This is a genomic window from Arthrobacter sp. TWP1-1 (assembly GCF_049897845.1).
Lineage (GTDB): Bacteria > Actinomycetota > Actinomycetes > Actinomycetales > Micrococcaceae > Specibacter.
In genome coordinates this window covers 26,698-51,194 of the sequence record NZ_JAFCXC010000003.1, presented here as the reverse complement: position 1 = coordinate 51,194, position 24,497 = coordinate 26,698, and the positions used below count along the sequence as shown (strand labels likewise).

Below are 24,497 nucleotides of genomic sequence, written 5' to 3'. Positions count from 1 at the left end.
GTCTTTCGGGGCCTTGCCCTTGTCAATGTTTAGCCCGCGGAGCGTGGTCTGCCTAGGGCAGGTGATCCATGGCTTCGCAGGGGCTGGAACCAGGCTGGGCTCGATGGACGTCCATCGCCAACCGGCTGATCAGCGAGGCCAGGGCCAGGGATTCTGGTTCTGCCAGCCCGGATAGGAGGTCGGCCTCGGCCGCGGCCACACGTTCCTCGTGGTCGGCCAGCATCTCCCGCCCGCTGTCGGTGGCAACGATCTTCCGCGCCCGTCGGTCTGACGGGTCGGGGATGCGTTCAACGACGCCCGCCTTCACCAGGGTATCGATCAGGTAGGTCAGGACGGTCCTGTCGATGGCCAGATGGGTTCCGAGCGCTTGCTGGTTTGGCGGGTCCTTGTGCACGACGGTCGAGAGTACTTGGAAGCCGCGAATGCCGGCCGGCATTTCGGCCACAGCGGTCTCAAAGCGAGTCTGGTAGCCGCGCAGTACCATTCCCAGATGCCAGCCTAAATCGCCCGGGACCGTCGCTGTCGCATTACTTGGATGTTCCTGTGTGCTCTCATTCATAAATCCATCATAGCGCAAGTATGAAGTTGCACAGATGTTCTGTCTGGAATATAGTCTGTCAAACAACCTAAATTGTTCTAGGAAGGAACCAGCAGCATGAGCGCTTCGCAGCACCAGCCATCAGAAGCCCGAACCATTGGGATCCTCGGCGCAGGCAGGGTGGGTGCCGCCGTCGCCCGGCAGGCTCTTAAGGCCGGCTATGACGTCAGGATCGCCACGGCCAAGCCGGCGGATGACCTCGTCTTGCTGGCTGAAATCGTCACTCCTGGGGCCGTGGCAGTCGAGGCTGCCGAGGCGGCGCGGGCCGATATCGTGGTCGTGGCGGTGCCGCTGCACAAGTACCGCACGCTTCAGCCGGAGCTTTTGGCGGGCCGGACGGTCATTGACGCGATGAACTACTGGGCTCCCATTGACGGGGAGATCGGTGATTTCGAGAACGACCCCAGGTCGAGCAGTGAAATTGTCCAGGCGTACTTGTCCGGTTCGGACATCGTGAAGACGCTTAACCACATTGGCTACCACGACCTCGAAGAGGACGACCGGGCGGCCGGCACAGCAGATCGCCGGGCGCTGGCCATGGCAGGCGGCAGCGATGACGCAAAAGCCCGTGTGGCCGGCTTCATCGAACGCCTCGGTTATGACGCGATTGATGCCGGTCCGCTCGAGGCCGGGCGTGCCTTCCAGCCGGGCACCGAGATCTTCAACGGCAGCCACTCTGCCGAACAGATGCGTTCGATCCTGGCCGCAGAACGCGAACCTTCCCTGGCCTGAAGTCAGTCTTTCAACACCTTCACAGAATTCAACACAGGAGAAAATCATGGAACTCGGTGCCTACAGCTTCGGCGACACCCCACGCAATCCCGACGGCAGTCTTCGTCCCACTGCTGAAGCGACCAGCAACCTCTTTGAGGCGATCGTCCTAGCGGACCAGAAGGGGCTGGACTACTTCGGAGTCGGCGAACACCACACCCTAGACATGCCCGCGTCCTCCCCGGGCACGATGATCGCCGCCGCAGCCGCGGCGACCAAGCAGATCATCCTTGGTAGCGGCGCCAGTATCATCAGCACCGATGACCCGGTGCGGATCTTCCAGCAGTTCGCCACTGCCGATGCGATCTCCGGCGGCGGCCGGGTGGAAATCACTGCAGGCCGCGGTTCCTCGGTGGAGACGTTCCCGCTGTTCGGCTACGACCTGCAGGACTACGACCGGCTCTACCCAGAAAAGCTCGACCTGCTGATGACCATCAACAGCGCTGACAACGACACAGCTCGCGTCAGTTGGTCCGGGACCGTTCGTCCAGCCCTGGACAACTTGGCCGTGGTTCCCCGCCCGGTTAACGGCCGGCTACCGATCTGGCTGGCGACCGGTGGCAGCGCCCCGTCCTCGGTCCGTGCCGGCAAGCTGGGCCTGCCCGTGTCCTATGGGATTCTCGGCGGCGCACCGCACCGATTCGCACCGCTGGCTGAACTGTATCGGAAGTCCGCCGCGCAGGCCGGGCACACCAGCGAAGACATCAAGGTTTCGGTGGCGGCGCTGGGCCTGATCGCCCCGACGAAGAAGGAAGCGTTGGAACGCTTCTACCCCGGATGGCACAACCTGAATATCGAAATGGGCAAGCTGCGCGGCTGGCCGGCCCCGGACAAGCGCGACTTCCTGGCCCAGGCCGATGCCCCCGGTGCCTACTACGTCGGGGACCCGGACGAGGTCGCCGCACGCATCGTGCACCTGCACGGCTACATGGGACACATGCGCCACTTCCTGCAGATGGACATAGGCGGCCTGCCCCAGGAACACTTCCTCGAATCCCTGACATTGCTGGCTACCGAGGTCAAGCCCCGGGTCGAGCGACTCCTCGCCGCCAAGTAAGCCACCAACCTTCCTCGCTTCGAAACTTTAAGGAAAGACCATGAACACGTACGTACTGCCGGAACTCGATTACGACTACGCAGCGCTGGAGCCCCACATTTCCGCCAGGATCATGGAGCTGCACCACTCCAAGCACCACGCCGCCTACGTGGCCGGCGCCAACACCGCCCTCGCGCAGCTGGCCGAAGCGCGGGAGCAGGGCAACTTCGCTAACATCAATCGACTTTCCAAGGACCTTGCGTTCCACACCGGCGGACACATCAACCACTCGGTGTTCTGGAAGAACCTTTCCCCGGATGGCGGGGACAAGCCCGACGGCGAACTGGCCGCCGCGATCGACGACGCGTTCGGTTCATTCGACGCCTTCCGCGCCCACTTCAGTGCCGCGGCCATGGGACTACAGGGTTCGGGCTGGGCCTTCCTGGCCTACGAACCGATCGGTGGAAACCTCGTAATCGAGCAGCTCTATGACCAGCAGGGCAACGTCGCGGTGGGCACCACCCCGCTGCTGATGCTAGATATGTGGGAGCACGCTTTCTACCTGGACTACGTCAACGTCAAGGCGGACTACGTCAAAGCCTTCTGGAACCTGGTCAACTGGGAAGACGTCACCCAGCGCTTCGAAGCGGCCCGCACCCACGCAACTGGCCTCATCATTCCCGCAACCGGCTCACTGGCCTAAGGAAAATCATGGAACTCGGCGTCTATAGCTTCGGAGACACCCAACGCAACCCAGATGGGACCCTTCGCGCCACCGCGGAGGCCATCGGCAACCTGCACGAGGCCATCGTCTTGGCCGATAAGAACGGGCTGGACTACTTCGGCGTGGGAGAACACCACACCACGGACATGCCTGCCTCTTCCCCCGGTGCAATGGTGGCAGCGGCAGTAGGCGCCACAAAGCAAATCATCCTGGGCAGCTCCGTGAGCGTGCTCAGCACCGATGACCCAGTCCGGGTCTTCCAGCAGTTCGCCACCGCCGATGCGATCTCCGGTGGCGGGCGGGTGGAAATCACTGCCGGGCGCGGTTCCTCGGCCGAGTCCTACCCCTTGTTCGGCTATGAGCGACAGGACTACGACCAGCTTTACGCAGAAAAACTCGACCTGCTGATGAGCATCAACAACGCTGACAATGACACCGCTCGCGTAAGCTGGTCCGGCACTGTCCGCCCCGCTCTGGACAACCTCGCCGTGGTTCCCCGCCCCGTCAATGGCCGGCTACCGATCTGGTTGGGCACCGGCGGCAGCGCTCCTTCTTCCGCGCGCGCCGGAAGGCTGGGCCTGCCCGTTTCCTACGGCATTATCGGTGGCACCCCGTCTAGGTTCGCTCCACTGGCAAATCTGTATCGGAAGTCCGCTGCGCAGGCCGGGCACACCGGAAAGGACATCAAGGTCTCGGTGGGTGCCTTCGGCCTGGTCGCCCCGACCAAGAAGGAAGCCATGGAACGCTTCTACCCCGGATGGCACAACCTCAATGTTGAAATGGGCAAGCTCCGGGGCTGGCCAACCCCGGACAAGAGTCACTTCGAAGCCTTGACCGAAGCCCCGCGAGCCTACTACGTCGGGGGACCTGACGAAATCGCCGAACGCATCGTTGACCTCCACGAGCACCTAGGGCACATGCGGCACTTCCTGCAGATGGACATCGGCGGGCTCCCGCACGAACATTTCCTAGAATCCATCACCCTGCTGGCCACCGAGGTCAAACCCCGCGTTGAGCGACTCCTCAAGAATCTGTAAACGTTCAAGAGTCGGCCGCTCCCAACGGTGAGACCCGAAAGAAAGTGTCGGCCCGCACGAACAGCCACGTATCGCCCTGCTTACCGACCACATCAAGTGATCGTCAAGCAGGGCGATACGTGGTTCGGTAAGTCGGTGCCAGAAGCCTGGCGCTTGGTGCAGTTTGAGCTGAGGGGTGGAAAGGTGGGCTGAAAAGGGCATGCCGCCGCGGTTCATGGGGTTGTCGATGGAGGCATGATCGCCGAGTTCCGTGAGCTGGAATCGATGATGCTGGACTGGAAAGCTTTTGTTTCTACGGATGGTTCCTTGTTAAACGACGTTGCTCTGGGCCGGGACTACGGCGATCGGAGTCCCAATACTTATCCGCCCCAACCCTCAAGTCCCACGTAGTTCTAGTTCCGCGGGATCTCGCGAGCATTACGCCCGTGGACGGGAAAGGAGAGTTGGTTCCAGATGGCTCTGACCCGCGGATTTAGAACAACGGGGCCCTTATGAGATGCCAACAATTGGCATGGGTTTTCGTTGAAAACGTGAGTAAAACGTGACGAGACCCAGCAGCGTAGCGCCGGAGCTGCTGATTGATGGCCGTTTGCAGGTTCATCGGCATGATGAACGGCATGCCACTCGTTGCCAACACAGGGCTGTCGTGCGTCAATAAGCCGCGTTGTTCAGGGCGCGGTTTCGGCGAGGGCAGTCAAACGTCCAGACGCCGTCATGAATTGTGCCTTTCGGTGCCTTTTGTTGGGGGGAGTGGAATATGAATGTAAATAATCACCCAACAATTTGCGTCTGGTCGGCGGTTTGGGGCGGTCTTAAGCGGGATGTTTCTGGGAGTCAATCTGCGAACCTGGACATGCCTGCCGGACACGTCGATATGCGACCGTTTTGTTAGCCGCGGGTTCAGCAGGCCTAGGACTGGAACAGCCTTCGGCAACCATATGCAGGCTCGCCACATCCGTGTAGCGTAAAGAGCATGAGCATGAGCATGACTGCATTGCCCTTGCCGCAGCGGTTAGTTCGGGCGGTGGGCGAGAGTTCCGTTTCCGAGCGGGTTGCTACGGCCCAAGAGTTCGTCTATGGGCCCATCTTGGATTGGGCCCGGCGCAGCCCTTTTCACACCAAGGTCTTCGGTCATTCGGTGCATCCGCTGCTCACCGATTTGACGCTCGGGTGCTGGATCAGCGCTTCAATCCTCGATCTGACCGGCGGTTTACCGGCACGACCCGGTGCAACGCTCTTGGTCGGAGTGGGACTCGCGGCAGCAGTACCGACCGCTATTGCGGGCGCTGGCGACTGGGCGGAAATGATGGGCCCCGAGCGTCGGATCGGAGCGGTACACGCTTTGGGTGCCGACGCCGCCACGTTCCTTCTCCTCGGCTCTCTGATCGTGCGGATGCGCGGGCACTATTCGCTCGGTGCGAGCCTCGGCATGGCCGGAAACGTGATCATGGCCGGAGCCGGGTTCCTGGGTGGGCATCTAGCCCTCAATCGTGGAACCGCACGCCGGACCGCTGCCGCCGACCATGGGTAATCGGCGCGTTCTCGTCGAGTCTCATCGCGCTTCCCGTGGGATACGAACGAAGCCCGGCTGCGCGCGGCCTCCCGCAACAGCCACCTGACGCGAGGACCAAGATCGCCCATCGTCACCGGGAACCGCAAGAGGCCGGTCCGCGCGGCGCGGCGCGGCGTCTACGTCCATCCCTTGACCTGTCGTGCGCGCCTTGGTTACAGTGCCGCATAGTTCCGCCGGTTCATTTCGGCCGGCGCACGGGTGGTAACGATGTCGAGGGCTGTTCACGCCAAGGAGCACACCATGGGAACCCCGACCGGGGCCGGATTGCGTCGGCCTAGGCCCGCTCTGCCAACCTTTTGATCGTGACGATCGCCTCCGACCACATGCCACGCATGCTGTCTGCCCACTCGTCAGGCACCTCGAGCTCGACGACGAGAGTCGTCACCCCGTCAGTCTCGTTGAACGAGTAGCTCTCGTGCAGCCCGACGGCGGGTCCTTCGCGGTTCTCGACGCCATTCACGATATCGCCGAGGTAGCGGATCAGTACGAACTCGTGAAGCCGATTCTCGACGATGGTGCCGAGGAGACCACTCGCCGTGCCGTCGTCGTTCGGGCCGAGGAAGCGGATCTCGTCGCCTTCATTCCAGCCGCCCTCGTAGGTCGATCCCTCGTTGAAGGCACTTGTCCATTCGCGGTAGGTGTCGAGGTCGAGCATGACGTTCCAGACGTGCTGCGCGGGAGCGTCGACATCAACGCTGAATCGAAGATTCTCCATACTCGATTGTAGATCGAGGCACCCTGGCGGCTCAAGACCGCTTGCAAGGCCCGTTCGTCGACGAGCTCCGCAACCTGGCGGTATGGATTGGGGCGATCGTAATATGCACAGCGGCATTCGCTATCGCTGACTGGTACACAATTCCAATTGGATGACTACTTCTGTCGCCCCGGGGCGAGAACTTGTCTTCCCCTTTAGCTCACCCAAACTGGTCCATGGGATGAAACTCAGATTCTGAAAGTGATGACTAGAATCTCAGGAAAATTCAGCTGAATTAGATGAGTAAAAGATGACTTGGGGCTCTTCTTGCCCCTCACGGGTCCTGGCCTGCGGAGCATAACCGCAGACCTGGGCAATAGAAAGTGCCCTTGGGTGGTGTGTGGTTTCAGTACATCGCTGACTCTGGTGGAGGCCGCGGAGTTGGCAGGTCATTTGATGTGTCGGGACATCGTTGACGGTCGGAATTGCTGCGGTAGATGGAGTCTGCCTGGGTCTGGTCTTTGGCTGAGTCAGTTACACCGTGCGAGTACTGGAAAGACGCCACGTGGTGCGGGCGACGCCTCCATGCGTGCTTGCCCCGGCTCGGATGTGCAGTCGGTGCTAGACACAACCCGTGTCTGTTTTAACCTGGCAGTAGGGCAAAACGGGCCAAGAAAAAGACAAAAGCCCCCTCCCGAAGGAGAGAGCTTTTGTCAACGATATCGCGACACATCAAAAAGTGCCCCGGGCGGGAATTGAACCCACGACCAAGAGAAACTCAGGAGTTTCATGCCAACAGTCTCCGTTGACGGTCAAAAACCGCTAGTTTCCGGGGGAGCTAGATCAATTAGGGACCGTTGATATGCCATGATCTGCGGTTGGTTTTCGTTCAAAAACGTGAGTAAAACGTGACTAGGCCCTGCAGCGTGGCGCCGAAGCTGCTGCCTGATGGCCGTTTGCAGGTTCATCGGCATGATTGATGGCATGTCACTGGTTGCGAATGGATGGTCGTCGTACCTGAATGGAAGTCGTTTGATCTGGGGATGGTTTGGCTTGGGTTCGTCAGACTGCCTGGGGGCAGAGAAGAGGGTCTTTTGGTGCCTTTTTGCCCGGGGGAGTGGGTAGAAACGTCCGCCAATTCCCCTGTTCGCAGGACCGACCATGGCGCAGAAGCCGTAAGAAATGCGATCGTTTTGAGACGTCAATCTGCGAATGCAAAATAGGTTCATCCGAACGCGAATCATTAAGTGACAAGAACCTTCCGTATGTCGCCCGGTCATCGGGACGGACCACCGGACGGGGTATGCGGACACTCCGCCAGCAGCAAAATCAATAGTCCAGGTCAGGGCATTGTTTGTCTGGTGAGGGACCGGCTTAAGGGCGCCGGACAACAACGAAAAATAAGCAACCTAGATGGTGCAGTAATCTAAGAACCGGGGCTTCCGCTCTGTTCAACTCGGACCGGCCAGAGTGTCGGCAACAATCACTGTGTCCGGCACTCTCTGCCCTCTTTTACTCATCGACCTTCCCACTGTTAAGATTGGACGAATTTCTTGTCAGCCAGCCACACAATTGCAAACCGACGAGAACATCCGAGAATGCTCATCCTTGACGACAAATGGGGTTTCGCCGCCCGAGTGCAGCAGGAAGTGAATCTGCCAGGCACTGTGAAAGTGGTTACCGACCTTGACTCTGTTGAACAGACGGAGTGGGACGCGCTCATCTTGAATAGCGCGTACCAGAAAGTAGACACGTCGAATGTCTTCAGTAAAAGTTATTCGCGAGTGGCGGATCACCTTTACATCTTCAAAGTGCTGCCGGAGGGTCATCATGGAAATTTCGGAGTCCTGGACAGGGTTTCGGGGCTAAACAGTGCAGAGGACGACGTCACTCTAGGGCTACGGTGGGAGATTCCTGGGCATGAGATTGCAGTCAAGCAAGGGTTTGACCGGGAGTTGCTAACCTCTCTGACTGAGGCAGCCGAAAGCCGGGACACCCAATCTGGGCTGATCATCCCCGATGAACTGCCCGTCGGCGTGGTTTTGTCTTCATTCGCCATCGGCCCGCAGGGCGTCGTCTTGGCTGGAACCATTAATGCTCCCAAAAGAGGCGAAGTGTGGTTCGTCCCGAGCGAGGTAAGCACCCTCGGACCTTGGATCAATGCAGCATTCGCGAGCTGGCGCCGGCTGGAGCCCAAGAAATTCCCCGGGGTTCCCGACTGGTGGGCCTCGTCTGAGTGGCACTCGGCAGAAGAATCTGCCATCGCTCTCAGACACGCTGAGGAGAGTGAGACCTTCGAAAGGGCTAAGGCCAAGTTTGAAGCCATTCGTGTGCAGCTGGACTTAGAACTGAATAAGGCGCGGGAAGAAGCTGCGGCAGGGAGCAGACAACTTCTACGTGGACAGGATGATGCGCTGCAGGACGCCGTTCGCGATGCCTTGGAAAACTTGGGCTTCGGGGTTAGGGACATGGACCTTGAGTGGGTGGACAAAGAGCGGCGGGAGGACTTCAGGATTACCGACCCCGACGATCCTCAATGGTTGGTCCTAGGTGATGCTACTGGTGTCAGCGGCAACGCAAAGGGCGGGAAATTGTCAGTCCTGCAGGGTTACGTGACTAAGTACGTCTTCGAGGAGACCCCGGACACCATCCCAGGCATGTGGTATTTGCTGAACAGGGAGATTGATAAGGACCCGAATGTGCGCAGCACCATTCTCCGAGCTGACGAGATCGAGCCTTTCGCTGCCCAACAAGGGCTCATTCTCGATACCACAGCCCTCTATGTGCTGCTTCGGCACGCACATGATCTGCCGGAAGAAAGACCCGCTATCCGACAATTTCTGCGGACATCTATTGGCCTCGTGGCACTTCCGAACGCCAGTGCCTGGATTGAAGCGCGCACAGCTGTAGCAATTGCGAGTGAGTAGTCGGGCATTTCCATCTTTGATGCTGGCTGGCTCTACGGCGTGCGCCATTAAGCATCTTCCCGAGTAGGACAGGACGCTGTAACAGCGGAGCGGGCGGCAGATGCCGGTACGGACAGGGCGGTGCCCTTTCACGATGACGATCTTGCCCTAAGCTCGCGCCGTAGTCCCGCAGCGATGCTCTGGTCCGTTTTCCCGCTACTCGCACTTCCCGGTGTTCCGGCGGGTGCTGCGTCGTGGGCTCCGTCGGTGCTCGGCGAACTCCGTGTCCGTTAGAGTCGGAAACTCGTCTTGATATGTATCGTCGTCAAAAACGTCGAACCGGCCTCTGTCGGTGTTGTACTGCATTTCAAAGTTTGGGCATACCAGTTTCGACGCCGGAAGTAAGAACTCCCGCGTGAACGGCTCGTTCTCTGCCGTCAATACAAGAAAGACATGGCCAGTCGTTCCGCCGATGAAACGCGGCTCAGGGTTCCATGCGGGAACGAGTTGAGGGTCTGACCGGCGGGAATGCAATTGCGTTGGCATGGACCTGCCGCAGCCCTTCGTTGGGCTGCTGGTTCACGTCAATATTGCCTAATTGCGTGAGCTGGAAAATTGAATTTGGCGCGCCGGACTGCTTGCAGGCTCAAAGGACGTACTTGGCCAACCTAAAGTGCTTAGTTCCGAGTGGACATCGGTCCCGTCCGCGTGTTATTGGCCATGAAAAATTGCGCATAAGCGGCCAATCGGTGGTAGCCAACATTCCGAAGGCCTCAAAGGGCATCGTCGCGGCTGGGTATGAGCGAAACGAGGATTTTTCAACTGTTACTCGTAGGCGCGATGTGGTTTCAGCTCCACCGAAGGTCATGACCGAAATGATGATGAGACGCCCCGGGCGGGCGTTAAGTCACCGGAATGACCTGACGGTGAATATGGGTGTCAACTCGGTCGTCATAAGGCAGAAGATTTTCGGCGGGCACATTCTTTGGTTCAGTGGGTGCGAGGCGTGTGTTGTGTTTCTTCTTTTTCATGAATAATGAGGAAATGTACTTCTTTCCTGATGACGCACACTCCGGCTCCGACCTTGGCCGCTCTCTTGTAGATCCTTTTGCCGAATTTTGGAGTAATGGTGAAGGGCCGGCACATTCAGCAATTGACCGAAAAATAGCTGCTGCTGGTTTACCCAAAACTGAAGGTAGCAAGCAACAAAAGATTATTGATGCTTTCTTGAGGGCCGACGAGGCGCAGGCATATGCACTAATGAAGGGGCTTCTTGACGCACTAAGGAAACACGCCAATTCGTATTGGTCCAAAGGCTCGGAGCAACAAGATGAAGAAAAAGCACATCTTCGTCAGGTGATCCAAGATGCAGGGTATTCGCTCGAAGAAGACTTCAAGCTCTCAGCCGAGCAACGTGAACCGGCCGCAAAATCAGTCGTTCCTGCCTTGCCGGGGCGTCCTGGGAAAGTGCAGCCGTCAGCATTTATTACGGCAAAAGAGAAACAAGCAATCCACCTTGCTGAGACCGATGTGGCTCCACCAAAGGAAATATTCATGGTCCACGGCCATGATGATGGACTGCGGCGTGAGGTGTCTGAGTGGGTGCAGGAATCATTAGGAGTGACACCGATAGTTCTCAGCAAGCAGCTGAATGGAGGTAAGACTCTGATTGAAAAGTTCGAATCGTATTCAGCTGACGCAGCTTGTGCCATTGTCATCATGACACCGGACGACCAAGCCAGGGCAAAGAACAACCCCGAAGAGATAGAAAATAGGGCGCGCCAGAATGTCGTATTCGAGCTGGGTTACTTCTACGGGAAGCTCAGGCGAGAGAACGTAATCGTCTTGAATTTTGGAGTAGAACTTCCGGGGGATATCAAAGGCATGGTGGATGTCCGGGGTCAAGACTGGAAAATCGAACTTCTTAAGGAACTTGCCGGACTCGGTTATAAATCCAATTTCTAACCTGGTTCTGCTTTGAAGAGTTCCGGAGCGAGGGTCTTCTTGGCCTTGATTACCTGAACAATTGACGCCAAGGGGCGCTGTTGTATTAGCCAGCCCCCGCTCCGGACAAGCTGCCGCCGATGGATGGGGCCTTCGAACTTGCAGGCTAGCGACACGACATAGGTCCGGTTGACGGGACGAGGTTACGGTCAGCCGCTTAAAACCCATTGCCAAAGGCACCCGTGCAGCCTGCAACTGCTTGGACCACGCGCTAAACCTCGTTGGCATTAAAACTAGCTAAACGACCTGCGGACGCCCTGCACATTCAGTACAGTCCAAAGAATGAAGGAACTGATACTTCGAGGTGACATACTGACATCGCAACAGATTTACTATATGAATGTCGAAAATGGTGGCTAATGGTGGCCACCACGTATAGGAAGAGTTCCTCATGAATATCGCGGACGACGACAGGACTCACATATCCTCATCGATCGGGCGACGAGGATATGTGGCTGCAATTCAGTGAGTGTCATGATTTCAGAGTTTACAAGCGATTCGGACCGTGTGGAATGCCCGGTAGCTTTCCCTCTGTATTCGTCGCTCATGCTTGATCCTAAAGAAAATGGATAGCCAATGAAAAAGCTTATTTCTGCTGTAGCTATTGCCGTCATTTCGCTTTCCTTGGCAGCTTGTGGCTCCGAGAACGAAGATGCCGTTAAATCGGCTTCCTATGATCCATCCCAAGGTAATGCTACGGAAAAGCTACGCTGGGCGTCTCTTTATCTGGCCGAGAATAGCGTGGTGACCAGCGACCCCTACGATGCGGCTACTGATACCCGGGTCATCGAAAGCTTGACTGATAGCTTCTGTACGGCCGTAGGAAAAGGAAGCTTGACGGTCACAGACTGGGTCACTGGTATGTCTAACCCTGGGAACGGGACGTCGAAGAAGGACGCAGTTATCTTCGCTGGGGCTGCTGCAAATGCATACTGTCCCAGCGTCAAGGCCGAATTCGATGTTTTCCTTGAAGCGAGCAACATAGTGGTCACATGGCAAGACTGGGAACCAGCCATCAGGGATGGTGACGGGCCAACATCCCAGAGATAAGTCATTGACGGCTACCTGATTCATCGGGGGCTCCCGAACAGACCTCGGCGACACCACAGGAATGAGGTGCACCCTCGAGAATTTGGGGCCATTGTGGAAGGCTATTTCCCCCTGTCTAGGGATGCCGGCAGCGATTTACGAGGAGTCGCAGTAGTTATTGAAATCGGGCTTGGCTGGTTCTGGATCTAGTATGTGCAGTGAGGATCATGTGTCCCTCTGGGTTCCGCCACGTCCGAATGCTTGCAAAACCTCGGTATTGTCGGGTGCCTCGTGGGTCTTCTGGACTTAGTGCTTGCTCGTGATTTGTTCACTAGAGTGCCCGAGCTGCGCGGTTGCAGCAGCCATACCCTGGGTGTTGGCAAGAATGGTTCCCACTGACTTTCGAAACGTGTGCGGCGTGACCCAGTCGAAGCCGACAGCTTTGCGGGCGTCGCGCCATTGCTTGCGAAAACCGTTGGGGTCCCGAATAGTTAGGGTGCTGGAGGGGAACACTAAATCAAGATCATTTTGGCGAACTGGATCATCCTGACGCCGGCGCAGCATCTCCACGGCAAAAGGCGGCAGGAAGTAGCGTTGCCGTGAGTTGGCGCTCTTGGGGTGGTCTTGGATCCTAAGTCCGTTCTTGCCCCGAACGTCGATGATGGTCCCGCGAACCGTGACCGTTGGCTTTTCGGCGGCAAGGTCAACGTCGGACCACCGAATGGAAAGCGCTTCGCCGATCCTGATGCCGGTGGCTAGCATGATGTCGACGACGTCGAGGATGTCCTTTTCGTGGAGCCCGTTTTGGCGGCCGGTTGGTTGCTGCCAGGCATAGACGTCGTGTCGAAGTTTGGCCACTTCGTCAATAGTCAGTGCCCGGACTTCTTTAGTGCTGGTGGGGATTCGTGCGACTTCCCGGAGCGGGTTGGCTGCGGCTGCGCCATGGCGTGTTGCAAGGGACAACATGCCGGTAATCAGCGTTTTTGACATTTTGGCCGTTGCATTGCCGTGCTTTGTGCGCACGCCCTTGAGGAACTTGTCTAGGGTGGAGACGTTCGCTTCTCGAATAGTCAGGTTGCCGACGCCGGGCAGGATGTAGGTGTCGATGATTTCTCTGTTGCGGCGGCGTGTATTGGCGGCTCGTTTCAGGTCTTCGAATTCCAGCCACCAGAACTTGGCGAGTTCGCTCATGGCCATGTCGGGGCTGATGACGTCGTCGGTGGGAGGCAGCATGGCATTGAGCTTGGCCAAGAGGCCAGCTTCGGCTTGTGCCCCGGTTGGCCCGGTCATTTGGTACATGCGGGGTTTTCCGTCGTATCCGCGCATGGTCGCCCGGGCCCTCCACGTGGTTGGGCCAAGCTTCCGGCGGGTTATTTTCCCCCATGTCCCGAGCGGTGTTTTTGCTCTAGACAAGGGGGTCTTCTGTTGTGGCGAGCCACGCGTTGAAATCCGTGCGGCTAATGCGAAGATGGCGCCCGATCCTGTGAGCCCTCGGGCCCGCATGCTTGACGCGCCACTGGTAGAAGGTCTGCTCGGGTATCTGCAACTCACGGCAGATCTCTTTCGGCGTCATCCACTCATCGACGAAACCAGGACTGCCGTTTCAGGGCTCGGCTTCGGTACCCTGGTCACCAGGCTCGTGCCGTTCCAGGCGCTGTTTGGAGGAGTCGACTATGGCGGCCTGGTTGCCGTTGTGCAGGCGAGCTTCTTGTCCTCCAAAGACATTCTGCCCCGTGAGTACGACGATCTGAGGCCCAAATAATGGGGTCCGTCGGCAGAGGATCAGCGTTGGAGCACAGCGACTGCTTTTGCCAGCCGTTAGCAGGTGTTGGAAGGTCGTCGGGAGAGTCCTTCGCCAGGATTTGGGCCGATTTCGGTTGCCGCGGCGCATAATTCCCGAGCAATTTTTCGTTCAAAAACGTGAGTAAAACGTGACTTGGACCGCTTTTGGCCTTAAGTGACTCTGACCTGCGGAACATAACCGCAGGTCAGAGGCGCTTTTTGGTGCCCCGGGCGGGAATTGAACCCACGACCAAGAGATTAGAAGGCTCCTGCTCTATCCGCTGAGCTACCGAGGCGTGGCCATAAATTACGGCCTCATCTAAATTATCAGGTTAATTCTGTGATCTCTTCCTCCACAGCCGGGCAAGCACTTGGAGTTGTCCCCAATCCGCACATAGCCACTACCGTCGCCCAGTTCGAAGGCGTTTGCTGGAAAGACGTCAACCCCGCCGCAGCAGCGGCCCGCAGAAAGGCAACGCAATGGCAAACACCATCACCGTCAGGGGATTCGCGACTACAGGGATTGAGTTGCGAACCACCGCCACCGGCCTTGTTGTGGGCGATTTCCGCATGGGGTCCAATGAGCGTCGCCCGGATCCTGTCACCAATGTCTGGGCAGATGGACCCACCAACTGGTTCCGCGTGCATGTTTTCAGGGCACTGGCCCAAAACGCGGCGTCAAGCATTCACAAGGGTGACCGCATCATTGTCGTGGGCAAGCTCAAGATCAGCACCTACTTGCGCAAGGATGGGACCACCGGCACCAATGTGGACATCGAGGCTGAAACCATCGGGCCGGATCTTCAGCTTGGCACCGCTCACTACGTCCGCGTCTCCAGTGCTCATCCTGCCGGTCGGGACTATTCAAGGAACGACGCCGGTCCCTCCAATGAGTCGCCACTCAATTCTGGCGGTGGGGGCGAGGATGGGCCCCTTCCTGACGACTCCTCCGATAGGGATGATCGTGGCGATGGGGACGGAGAGAACCACAACGCTGTTGACCAGGGTTCGGTTTCCGAGCATTCTGAAGAGCCAATGGATCCCGACGAAGCTCTGGAATCAGTGGGAGAAGGTGAAGTCCTGGACAGGGCCACGGGTGAGCTCATCGCAGAAGACGCACCCTTCTAGGGAGTCGTGGGCAAGTGCCCAAACCGTCGTGGCAGAATGGCGGGGTGACTTTGGAAAAGATGACATCCCGCCACCAGCCAAACAAAGCCTGCATGAGTGTGCGTGCAGTTGGCATGACGGCCCTGTTGGCGACGTCCATGATTCTTGGTGGGTGCTCTCTGCTACCCACGGCACAGGCCCCGGCAACCTCGGCCCCGGCAGCGGGCCCCACCACCGTTGCGCCAGAAGATGCTCCCTCGGCACCCGCCGAGACTACGGACGACACGCCCCCGGAGGCAAAGACGGCCGCGCAAGAACTGCAGGAAAAAGTCAGTGCTTCCCTGACAAGCCTCGCCGCCGGCACAAAATCGCCCAACCGTGAACAAATGATGCAGGCCATGATCGAGGCTGGCGCGGTTCAGGAAAACGTCGAGATTTCTGTTGACATCACGCCGACAGGACTCGCCGTGGACGCGATTGAAACTGCAACGTTGGTGGCTAAGGAATGCGTCGTGGGGCAGGTTCGCGGTGGAGAAGTAGCCGTCACGATTCTCCCCGTTCTCGCATCCGGACGTTGCTTTGTTGGAGACGTTCACTAGGTCGAATCAGTCCACGACTACCGCGTTCCTCACTTTCATGGTCGCGAATGTGGGATATATGGCTGCACCCACTAACCTTGGGGGTATGGCGGAATTTATTTATACAATGTCCAATGCCCGCAAGGCTGTTGGCGAAAAACTCATTCTCGACAACGTAAGCATGTCTTTCTACCCGGGCGCCAAGATTGGTGTCGTAGGGCCCAATGGTGCTGGTAAGTCCACCATCTTGAAGATCATGGCTGGCTTGGACACTCCCTCTAACGGTGATGCTCGCTTGAGCCCCGGCTACACTGTGGGCATTTTGCTCCAGGAGCCGCCGCTGAACGAGGAAAAGACCGTTCTCGGCAACGTCCAAGAGGGCGTCGGCGAGATCTACGCAAAGATCACCCGTTACAACGAGATCTCCGAAGAAATGGCCAGCCCCGATGCTGACTTCGACGTTCTTCTCGAAGAGATGGGCAAGCTGCAGGAAGCAATCGATGCTGCCGACGCTTGGGACATCGACTCCCAGCTGGAGCAGGCCATGGACGCACTTCAGTGCCCGCCGGGAGACTCAGACGTCACCGTCCTCTCCGGTGGTGAGCGCCGTCGTGTCGCCTTGTGCAAGCTCTTGCTGCAGAAGCCTGACCTGTTGCTCCTCGATGAGCCCACTAACCACTTGGACGCCGAGTCCGTGAACTGGTTGGAACAGCACCTCAAGAGCTATGCCGGTGCCGTTCTCGCCGTGACCCACGATAGGTACTTCCTTGACCACGTGGCCGAATGGATCGCTGAAGTAGACCGCGGCCACCTGTACCCCTACGAGGGCAACTACTCCACTTACTTGGAGAAGAAGCGCGCTCGTCTGGAAGTTCAGGGCAAGAAGGATGCCAAGCAAGCCAAGCGCCTCACCGAAGAACTCGATTGGGTACGCTCCAACGCCAAGGGCCGCCAGACCAAGTCCAAGGCTCGTCTGGCCCGCTACGAGGAAATGGCTGCCGAGGCTGACCGCACGCGCAAGCTCGACTTCGAAGAAATTCAGATCCCGCCGGGCCCGCGCCTTGGTGGCATTGTGCTCGAAGCCGACAACCTGAAGAAGGGCTTCGGCGACCGCGTGTTGATCGACGGCTTGACCTTCACTCTGCCTCGAAACGGCATCGTTGGCGTCATCGGCCCGAACGGCGTCGGCAAGTCCACGCTCTTCAAGACCATTGTTGGCCTGGAAGAGCTCGACGGCGGCACGCTCAAGGTGGGCGAGTCGGTCAAGATCTCCTACGCTGACCAGAACCGTGGCGGCATCGACCCTGACAAGACCCTGTGGGAAGTTGTCTCGGACGGCCTGGACTTCATCCAGGTCGGCCAGGTTGAAATGCCTTCCCGCGCCTACGTTGCAGCCTTTGGCTTCAAGGGTCCGGATCAGCAGAAGAAGGCTGGTGTGCTCTCCGGTGGTGAGCGTAACCGCCTGAACCTCGCGTTGACCCTGAAGCAGGGTGGAAACCTGTTGCTTTTGGATGAGCCCACTAACGACCTTGACGTGGAAACCCTCAGCAGCCTTGAAAACGCTTTGCTGGAATTCCCCGGCTGTGCCGTCGTGGTATCGCACGATCGCTGGTTCCTGGACCGAGTCGCCACCCACATCCTCGCTTACGAAGGCACCAATGAGAACCCGGCCAACTGGCACTGGTTCGAAGGTAACTTTGATTCCTACGAGGAAAACAAGGTTGAGCGACTAGGCACCGAAGGTGCACGCCCTCACCGCGTCACCCACCGCCGCCTGACCCGCGACTAACATCTCGGGCACGTAGGACCAACAAGATTGGCCGGTCTCCTCACGGGGGACTGGCCTTTCTTGTGCCTGCAGCTGCCCATAGTCAGGGCCTCGCTCGTGACTTACAGTTCCGGGATCAGCGGATGCCGAACCTCAGATAAATGGCCTAAGCCCGGTATTTTCCGCGAAAAGGCCCTTATGCTGGGAAAATGTCAGAGACACAGTCCAAGCCACGGGTCCATCGCTGGGTTTTCTGGCCAGCAGCCTCGATTGTTATTGTTTTCGCATCCTTTGCCATGATCGCCCCGGAGACCGCTGAGGCATTGTTCTCCGGAATTCAAAGCGCAATCGTCGGCTACTTTAATTGGTACTACGTACTGCTGGCCACCGCGCTGGTGATTTTTTGCCTGTGGCTCGGATTCGGCAAGTTCGGCGACATCAAGTTGGGCAAGGACGACGACGTACCTGAGTTCTCCCTCGGTTCGTGGTTTTCCCTGCTCTTCGCCGCCGGTATGGGTATCGGCTTGGTGTTTTACGGGGTCAGTGAACCTTTGAGTCATTACGCCACCCCGAAACCTGGAACCACAGGGACTCCAGGTGAGATTGCCCAGCAGGGCCTCTCTCAGACCTTCCTGCACTGGGGCGTCCACGCGTGGTCAATCTATGTGGTCATCGGACTGGCACTGGCCTACGCCATCCACCGACGCGGCCGGCCGGTATCAATTCGGTGGGCTCTTGAACCCCTGCTCGGGCGGAGGGTGCGTGGCGGGTTGGGAAACCTCATCGACGTCGTCGCCCTCGTGGGAACTATTTTCGGCGTGGCCACCTCCTTAGGGCTCGGCGTCTTGCAGATCAGTGCAGGACTGGAGAGCGCCGGACTGATCACATCCTCGATGTTCATCGACCTGGTCATCATTGCCGTGATCACCTGTTTCGTCTTGTTTTCGGTGCTTTCGGGTGTGGGGAAAGGTATGAAATGGCTCTCCAACACCAACCTCATCCTTGCTGGAATTTTTGTTGTCTTCCTGCTCGTGGTCGGTCCAACCCAATTCCTCCTACGTAACTTTGTGCAGTCCACGGGCAACTACCTGCAAAATTTCATGGGTATGGCTTTCAACGTCAGCGCGTTCTCCGGTGCTGAGGGCGAAGTCTGGCAATCGACGTGGACAACGTTCTACTGGGGATGGTGGATCTCGTGGGCCCCATTCGTCGGTATTTTCATTGCCCGGATTTCCAAGGGTCGAACTGTCCGCCAATTCGTTGCCGGGGTCATCCTTGTACCCACCTTGGTTACGCTGCTTTGGTTCAGCGTTTTGGGTGGCACAGCGCTTTACTCAGAGCTGTCGGGCAAGGGCGGGTTGGTGGGGCCGGACGGAACCGTTGATGCCGCCGGTGCCTTGTTTGCGACACTGGCGCAGGTACCCGCAGGCAGCCTGCTCACAGTCGGGGCAATCGTGATGATCGTCATCTTCTTCGTGACCTCAGCAGACTCGGGTGCCTTGGTCATGGGCATGATTGCCACCGGCGGTGATGTAGAACCAAAGAACTGGATCCGCATCTTCTTCACCTTGGCGACGTCGCTGCTGGCCAGCGCGCTACTTCTGTCCGGCGGCCTTGAGGCACTGAAAACAGCGGCGATCATCATCGCTCTGCCTTTCAGCGTGGTGCTGATCTTGATCTGCTGGTCCACTTATCTGGCGTTCTCCCGCGAGTCCCGGGCCTATGAAAAGGCTAGGCGCATGGCCTTCGTCGAGCACATCGGGGACTTCTACGGGTTGGAAGTCGAGGGGCCAAACCAGGATTCCCCGCTTTTGAACCTGCGTGCGCTCACCGCACGCTTGCGCGGTCGGCTTCCGGCAGAACAGCGCACTCGCATCGACCCGTTCGGCCACCATCCCCGGGATCAGCAAAGCACAGGCCCAACAGCAGCAGATGAACCTGCAAAACCGGATTCATAGCCCAAGGGCACAGTTGACAGAGCTAGTCTGTTTCAACGCCTTCGGGAACACGGATCATGCCTTCCTGGGCAACCGTGGCGACCAGTTCGCCGTCGCGGTTGAAGAAGCGGCCAAGATTCAGTCCCCGAGCCTCCGAAGCGCTGGGGGAGGCGGCCACATAGAGCAGCCAGTCGTCCACCTGCAGCGGGCGGTGCCACCACATGGCGTGGTCGAGACTAGCCACACTGATCCCGGGAGTTGACCAGCTGATGCCGTGGCGTCGCAGGGACGGCTCCAACAAGGTGTAATCACTGGCGTAGGCAAGCGCTGCGCGGTGCAGGTTCTGATCCTCCGGCATGGGACCGAGCGTCTTCAGCCACACGGCTTGGTGCGCAACATGCTCACCCTTGACGTCAAAGTAGATGTTGGCACCCACATGGCGGATATCGAAGGGCCGGTCGAAGGCCCACGCTCGTGCCACGGGGTGATCGATCCCGCCCAACAACTGGGCCGACGTCGGAAGTGTCTCAGGGGCGGGGATGCCCTCCGGCATAGTGTCCTGATGCTCAATGCCGCTATCCGGTCGCTGGAAAGAGGCGATCAACGACAGGATCGGCACCGACCCTTGGTAGGCGTGTGTACGCCGGGCCGAGAAGGATCGCCCGTCGCGCAGCCGCTGAACACCAAAGGTCAGGGGAGCGGCGGCGTCGCCCGGACGCAGGAAATAACCGTGCATCGAATGAACAAGGTGATCGCTGCTAACCGTGCGAGTCGCGGCAATCAGCGACTGCGCCAAAACCTGACCGCCAAAGAGACGGGGCCTAGGGGCGTTGGCATCGCCAAGGCCTACAAAGATGTCTTCATCCGTTTGGGCTCCACCCGCATCGGACAGTTCCAGGATGCGCAAAAGGGTTTCCATCGGGTCGCTGCTCTTAGGCGTCACATTCATAGACGTGACTCTATGTGTCGGCGGACCAAGCCACAAATAGGCGCTCCGGCAGGAATTCGCCAGATTGCGGCCAAAGTGATGTGACGTTGCAGACTTCGATTGGTGACGCCCCTGCGGCTTTGAGATGATGAAGGCATGGCATCAGGCATCCAAATTGCACAGCAAATCCGTTTCGGCGACATTGACGCGTACGGTCACGTCAATAACGTAGTTTTCCTGCAATATCTGGAGGATGCCCGCGTTCAGCTAACTTACGCCGAGTTACCCGGTGGTGGCACGTTCCAGGACCTAGTGGGCAACGATTTGTTCACCCTTGTGGGGCGGCACGAGATTGAATATCTCGCCCCCATCAGTTTCCGGCCCACGCCCATCTTTGTGAACATCTGGGTCACCAACATTGGCGGCTCAAGCTTCGATTTTGGCTACACCATCACCGAATCCGATTCCACAGTGCTCTATGCTCAGGCCGCAACGTCCATGGTGCTGGTCTCACGCACCACGGGCCGGCCGGTACGCCTGAGCGATGCGCAACGCACGGCGCTCGAAGCTTGGCTCGGGGACCCCGTACCGTTCAAACGCAGCACCGCACGCCCAAGCACTTCAATCTCCGCCGAAGGAACCCGCTGATGTCGACCGCCACACACACCGATGAATTGCTCTTGGATGACGCCGGAACAGTCGCTGATCTGCGCACCTTTGTCACGCGCGCCCGGACCGCGGACGACGGCGCCATCCGGCTTCAGGGGGCAGGTCACGTTCTCGCGGCGTACGTCTGCGTCATGCGCGCGAAACTCCTAGGGGAGGGCACGCCTACGATTCTTGGGCTGCGCACCATGGCGCTGGCAACGCCGTCGGACATTGATGTGACAGTGTCGCTGGCCTCGGTGGCCGACCGCCTGGCCCGCATGGAAGACGACGATCTTCGCCTTCCGGTGCCGCCCATGACGGTTCATGAATCGTGGGCCGGCGTCAGTGCACCGCGCAGCGCATGGGAAGAAGTCGGTACGGTATCGGCAGACGCCCTCATCGCCGTAGCAAAGGCCGGTGTGCAGGAAATCGGCCAGATCATCCCCGTCAACCCCGGGGCACTGTTGGTCAACAACATCCGCGCCTCCGTGTGGGGCCGCCCCATGGATGGCGTCCCAGGCGAGGTCCCGGGTGGTGCCGCATTTGCCGCTTACGCGCTTGGTTTCGTGGCCCCGGGCGAAAGCGCCACCATCTTCAGCTCGCATAAGTGGCTTCGCATCAGCACCACTCGCGGTCACATCCTGGTCCGCCCGAAGTCCGTACTTTAGGGTCTCGACAGGCTCGACCAGCGGCGTCTTAGGCCGAGTTGACCAGCGAGGCCGCCGCGCGTTCCAGATAGTCCCAGAGCGTGGCCTCGTGTAAGGGGGAGAGCTCCGCGGCGTCGACGCCCTTGCGCATGGCAATCAGCCAGTGGTCGCGGGCTTCGGGCGTGACAGCAAATGGAATGTGGCGCATGCGTAGACGCGGATGGCCGCGTTCCTCCAGGTACGTCCGCGGACCGCCCCAGTACTGTTCCATGAACAGCAGCATGCGCCGCTCGGCCGGGCCCAGATCTTCCTCGGGGTACATGGCGCGCAGAAGCGGATCGGCGGCAACGCCCTGGTAAAAGACATTGATGATCTTCTTGAACGTTTCATGCCCGCCAATTTGGCCATAGAACGTGTCCGAATAGTCGGCCGGCTGAGCGGGACTCTTGGACGAGGGCTGGATGTGGATTTGCTCGGAACTCATGATGTTTTTTCTATTCTGCTGACTCGGAAGGTTCGTTGGTGGTGGGAACGGACGACGCCGGTCCCGGAGCTGCGGCCGGAACGGCATCTTGCCTCGGGGTGCTGAGGGCGTCGGTGGCATCGGGGGAGTCTACGGCCGGGGGCCGGTAGCTGCCTTTTGAACGATTTCCCAGCCGGAGGATCTCACCATTGCGCAGGTACCAGAGTGTGCCGTCCTCGGCCAGAACACGAGTGATGCGCAGACCCACGGCCTCAACCGTACCGATGACCTCGCTGGTCTCGATGACGTCACCGATCCCGTACTGGTCCTCGATGGTGATGAAAATGCCAGCTAGGAAGTCGCGGATGAGCTGCTGGCAGCCAAAGCCGATGGCAATACCCACAACACCAACACTGGCCAGCAACGGGGCAATATCGATTTGGAACGCGATCAACACATAGAAGCCAGTCACCACGGCAACAACAGCGGTCACAATGGAATTCAGCAGCGAGCCGATGGTGCGGGCCCGCTGGACGCGGCGTTCGTTTTCCAGTCTCCGCATGACCGGGTCGATGTTGCGGAGTACCGGCGCAGCCCAACGCAACGACCGGTGTTCGATCATGGTGTTCTCCGACAGGGCACGCTTGACCACAATCCGGATCAGGTAGTGCAGCACAAGCCACACCAGTAGCCCAACGGCTATCGTGATGCCACTCAAGGCAAGGTGTTCAAGGATGCCGTCATTGGAGCCGACGAAAATATTGCTACCTAGCACGCGAAATTTACCCTGTGTCCGTTGGTGGTGGAATGAGAACTTTCTATCAACCCTAACGCCCGCTCCTGAGGGATTTAGTCCTCGGTGACGCTCAGCAGCCCTGGCTCATGCCGCACCGGGAAGTTCACGCTACGGGCGATGAAGCACTTTGCTGACGCCTCAGCGTGCAAGGAGAGGGCCAATTGCTCCGTTGCCGGGTCCGCGACCTGGATTTTTGGGTTCAGCACAACCGATTCAAATTGCCCGCTCCCGTCCCGGTTCATCACCATGGTCCCGGTGGCGGTGTCCTCGTACTGGGTGATGACGACCCCGTGCAGAACGGCGACGTGGAGATAGGACAGCATGTGGCACTGGGCCAGTGCGGTGACCAGCAGTTGCTCAGGGTTCCAGCGTTCTCGGTCGCCGTGAAAGGTCCTGTCCGCCGAGCCCAGCAAGAGGGGCAGACCTACGGCCGTGACGCTGTGGTCCCGGCCGTAGTCCCTATAGTTCGATGTCCCGGTTCCCGTGTTGCCGGTCCAGAGGACATTCACTTCATAGTGGTGTTGATTTAGCGCCATACTCCAGCATAGAGCGGAGGGCTCAGCTTGGTGTTTTGCAACGCTGCCGCGTAACCGTTGGCATATCCTGCCGCGGTGGGGTGGAAGGCCAGCGCTTCGAGCCCTGGGAGCGGTGGGATCAGCCAGCTGTCCCCTGAGGGGTAGCCGTGGCCGTCAAAGTAGCCGGTCACGGAAACAAACCGCGCACCGCTGTCCACAGCACTTTGCGCCAGAACTGCGTTGAGTTGGTCCACCGTCGCGTTGATCGTCGTCGCGAGGGGTGCCAATTGCGGCGGGAGGTTGCCTACCTCAAAGAGGTGCGGGTATCCCATGTACACAATCTGAGCCCTCGGAACCTTGGCACGGATGGACTTGGTCAGCCCCTTGACCTTTGCTGGCAACAAGGCCAGTTGAGCCTGTGCCTCTGCAAGGGCGCGCTGGCAATCGAGTGACGGGCTCAGGCAGGCAGCAGCAACTTGACCCGAGCCCACATCATTGCCGCCCACGGTCAGGCTGACGAGCCGTGTGGAGGTGGGAATCAATGAAACCTGGGTGAGGACCTGGTTGATCGTGGCGCCGTGACAGGCCAAATTCTCAAAAGAAAGTCCATTGGCAGTGGCGAAGACATCGCCGTAGCCGTAAGGGCTTTGGAGGCATGGGCGGCCTACAAAATCCCCGCCGGAACCTGCCGAGTACGAGTCACCGATTACGGTGTATGTGCCTGCCGGCGGCGGTGCGGCCGTTGCAGGGAGTCCGGAAAACCCAAAAATGAGGCCCCCGGAGACCACGGCTGCTGCGACTGTGCGCGCGGCCACTTTCCTGAATGTATGAGTTCTCATGGCCCGAAGCTACGCCCGGTGAGAATGCTCTGAATAGAGTGGTGAGTACTTGCTTTTCGCAGTACATGTTGGCCGCGTATTGGCCGTATGCCGTTTCGCGGCGCCGCCACATGGTGA

At 58.8% G+C, this 24,497-nt stretch carries 23 protein-coding genes and 1 tRNA gene; 14 read left to right on the top strand and 10 right to left on the bottom strand.

Translation table 11 applies throughout. The features are described 5' to 3' along the window. Positions 1-52: 52 nt before the first annotated feature. Complete coding sequence (locus ACP7B9_RS06595) at positions 53-559, bottom strand: MarR family winged helix-turn-helix transcriptional regulator (RefSeq protein ID WP_425861863.1); 507 nt, start codon at positions 557-559, stop codon at positions 53-55. 96 nt (positions 560-655) lie between these two features. On the opposite strand from ACP7B9_RS06595, the gene ACP7B9_RS06590 reads away from it, so the two are divergent. From ACP7B9_RS06590 to ACP7B9_RS06570, 5 genes are all read left to right on the top strand, one after another. Continuing rightward, the gene (locus ACP7B9_RS06590; protein WP_425861861.1) at positions 656-1,330 is read left to right on the top strand and encodes an NADPH-dependent F420 reductase; all 675 of its coding nucleotides are present in this window, start codon (positions 656-658) and stop codon (positions 1,328-1,330) included. A 46-nt stretch (positions 1,331-1,376) separates the two neighbouring features. After that, positions 1,377-2,426, top strand: coding sequence for an LLM class flavin-dependent oxidoreductase (locus ACP7B9_RS06585; RefSeq protein ID WP_425861860.1), 1,050 nt, complete (start codon positions 1,377-1,379; stop codon positions 2,424-2,426). A gap of 40 nt (positions 2,427-2,466) precedes the next feature. Further along, the gene (locus tag ACP7B9_RS06580) at positions 2,467-3,108 is read left to right on the top strand and encodes a superoxide dismutase (protein ID WP_425861859.1); all 642 of its coding nucleotides are present in this window, start codon (positions 2,467-2,469) and stop codon (positions 3,106-3,108) included. 8 nt (positions 3,109-3,116) lie between these two features. After that, positions 3,117-4,166, top strand: a complete 1,050-nt coding sequence (locus ACP7B9_RS06575; RefSeq protein ID WP_425861858.1) for an LLM class flavin-dependent oxidoreductase — start codon at positions 3,117-3,119, stop codon at positions 4,164-4,166. Between the two features lie 979 nt (positions 4,167-5,145). After that, on the top strand, positions 5,146-5,697 hold the full coding sequence (locus ACP7B9_RS06570; protein WP_425861857.1) for a DUF2231 domain-containing protein: 552 nt from the start codon (positions 5,146-5,148) through the stop codon (positions 5,695-5,697). A 316-nt stretch (positions 5,698-6,013) separates the two neighbouring features. On the opposite strand, the gene ACP7B9_RS06565 is transcribed toward ACP7B9_RS06570, so the two are convergent. After that, a complete protein-coding gene (locus ACP7B9_RS06565; RefSeq protein ID WP_425861856.1) occupies positions 6,014-6,454 on the bottom strand; it encodes a hypothetical protein in 441 nt (146 codons plus the stop codon). Positions 6,455-7,986: 1,532 nt separating this feature from the next. On the opposite strand from ACP7B9_RS06565, the gene ACP7B9_RS06560 reads away from it, so the two are divergent. The 3 genes from ACP7B9_RS06560 to ACP7B9_RS06550 all read left to right on the top strand — a co-directional run bounded on the left by ACP7B9_RS06560 (position 7,987) and on the right by ACP7B9_RS06550 (position 12,393). Next, positions 7,987-9,360 (top strand): hypothetical protein, encoded by a 1,374-nt coding sequence (locus ACP7B9_RS06560; protein ID WP_425861855.1) that lies wholly within the window; start codon positions 7,987-7,989, stop codon positions 9,358-9,360. A 1,008-nt stretch (positions 9,361-10,368) separates the two neighbouring features. Beyond that, entirely contained in the window at positions 10,369-11,304 is a 936-nt protein-coding gene (locus ACP7B9_RS06555; RefSeq protein ID WP_425861853.1) for a TIR domain-containing protein, read from the top strand. Positions 11,305-11,919: 615 nt separating this feature from the next. Continuing rightward, positions 11,920-12,393: a DUF732 domain-containing protein gene (locus ACP7B9_RS06550; RefSeq protein ID WP_425861851.1), complete on the top strand. Its 474-nt coding sequence runs from the start codon at positions 11,920-11,922 to the stop codon at positions 12,391-12,393. 285 nt (positions 12,394-12,678) lie between these two features. Here the strand turns inward: ACP7B9_RS06550 and ACP7B9_RS06545 are convergent, their stop codons facing one another. From ACP7B9_RS06545 to ACP7B9_RS06535, 3 genes are all read right to left on the bottom strand, one after another. Beyond that, positions 12,679-13,671: a tyrosine-type recombinase/integrase gene (locus tag ACP7B9_RS06545; RefSeq protein ID WP_425861849.1), complete on the bottom strand. Its 993-nt coding sequence runs from the start codon at positions 13,669-13,671 to the stop codon at positions 12,679-12,681. Between the two features lie 106 nt (positions 13,672-13,777). Next, positions 13,778-13,945, bottom strand: coding sequence for a helix-turn-helix domain-containing protein (locus ACP7B9_RS06540; protein ID WP_425861848.1), 168 nt, complete (start codon positions 13,943-13,945; stop codon positions 13,778-13,780). A 429-nt stretch (positions 13,946-14,374) separates the two neighbouring features. Next, positions 14,375-14,450 (bottom strand) — tRNA-Arg (locus ACP7B9_RS06535). 184 nt (positions 14,451-14,634) lie between these two features. On the opposite strand from ACP7B9_RS06535, the gene ACP7B9_RS06530 reads away from it, so the two are divergent. From ACP7B9_RS06530 to ACP7B9_RS06515, 4 genes are all read left to right on the top strand, one after another. Beyond that, on the top strand, positions 14,635-15,282 hold the full coding sequence (locus ACP7B9_RS06530; RefSeq protein ID WP_425861846.1) for a single-stranded DNA-binding protein: 648 nt from the start codon (positions 14,635-14,637) through the stop codon (positions 15,280-15,282). Positions 15,283-15,374: 92 nt separating this feature from the next. Next, entirely contained in the window at positions 15,375-15,860 is a 486-nt protein-coding gene (locus tag ACP7B9_RS06525) for a DUF6993 domain-containing protein (protein ID WP_425861843.1), read from the top strand. Positions 15,861-15,945: 85 nt separating this feature from the next. After that, the gene (ettA, locus tag ACP7B9_RS06520; protein WP_425861840.1) at positions 15,946-17,628 is read left to right on the top strand and encodes an energy-dependent translational throttle protein EttA; all 1,683 of its coding nucleotides are present in this window, start codon (positions 15,946-15,948) and stop codon (positions 17,626-17,628) included. A gap of 188 nt (positions 17,629-17,816) precedes the next feature. Then, positions 17,817-19,565, top strand: a complete 1,749-nt coding sequence (locus ACP7B9_RS06515) for a BCCT family transporter (protein WP_425861838.1) — start codon at positions 17,817-17,819, stop codon at positions 19,563-19,565. 22 nt (positions 19,566-19,587) lie between these two features. Here the strand turns inward: ACP7B9_RS06515 and ACP7B9_RS06510 are convergent, their stop codons facing one another. Then, positions 19,588-20,493 carry an acyl-CoA thioesterase gene (locus ACP7B9_RS06510; protein WP_425861836.1) on the bottom strand — a complete coding sequence of 302 codons (906 nt, stop codon included), beginning with the start codon at positions 20,491-20,493 and terminating at the stop codon, positions 19,588-19,590. 135 nt (positions 20,494-20,628) lie between these two features. On the opposite strand from ACP7B9_RS06510, the gene ACP7B9_RS06505 reads away from it, so the two are divergent. Together ACP7B9_RS06505 and ACP7B9_RS06500 are read left to right on the top strand one after the other, a co-directional pair. Next, positions 20,629-21,120, top strand: coding sequence for an acyl-CoA thioesterase (locus ACP7B9_RS06505; protein ID WP_425861835.1), 492 nt, complete (start codon positions 20,629-20,631; stop codon positions 21,118-21,120). Beyond that, a complete protein-coding gene (locus tag ACP7B9_RS06500) occupies positions 21,120-21,788 on the top strand; it encodes a hypothetical protein (protein WP_425861834.1) in 669 nt (222 codons plus the stop codon). Before ACP7B9_RS06505 ends, ACP7B9_RS06500 begins: the two co-directional genes overlap by 1 nt. A 28-nt stretch (positions 21,789-21,816) precedes the next feature. Here the strand turns inward: ACP7B9_RS06500 and ACP7B9_RS06495 are convergent, their stop codons facing one another. The 4 genes from ACP7B9_RS06495 to ACP7B9_RS06480 all read right to left on the bottom strand — a co-directional run bounded on the left by ACP7B9_RS06495 (position 21,817) and on the right by ACP7B9_RS06480 (position 24,380). Further along, positions 21,817-22,251 carry a globin gene (locus ACP7B9_RS06495; RefSeq protein WP_425861832.1) on the bottom strand — a complete coding sequence of 145 codons (435 nt, stop codon included), beginning with the start codon at positions 22,249-22,251 and terminating at the stop codon, positions 21,817-21,819. Between the two features lie 10 nt (positions 22,252-22,261). Continuing rightward, positions 22,262-22,990 carry a mechanosensitive ion channel family protein gene (locus tag ACP7B9_RS06490; protein WP_425862563.1) on the bottom strand — a complete coding sequence of 243 codons (729 nt, stop codon included), beginning with the start codon at positions 22,988-22,990 and terminating at the stop codon, positions 22,262-22,264. Positions 22,991-23,079: 89 nt separating this feature from the next. Further along, positions 23,080-23,562 carry an OsmC family protein gene (locus tag ACP7B9_RS06485; protein WP_425861831.1) on the bottom strand — a complete coding sequence of 161 codons (483 nt, stop codon included), beginning with the start codon at positions 23,560-23,562 and terminating at the stop codon, positions 23,080-23,082. After that, positions 23,553-24,380: an SGNH/GDSL hydrolase family protein gene (locus tag ACP7B9_RS06480; protein WP_425861829.1), complete on the bottom strand. Its 828-nt coding sequence runs from the start codon at positions 24,378-24,380 to the stop codon at positions 23,553-23,555. Before ACP7B9_RS06480 ends, ACP7B9_RS06485 begins: the two co-directional genes overlap by 10 nt. Positions 24,381-24,497 lie beyond the last annotated feature (117 nt).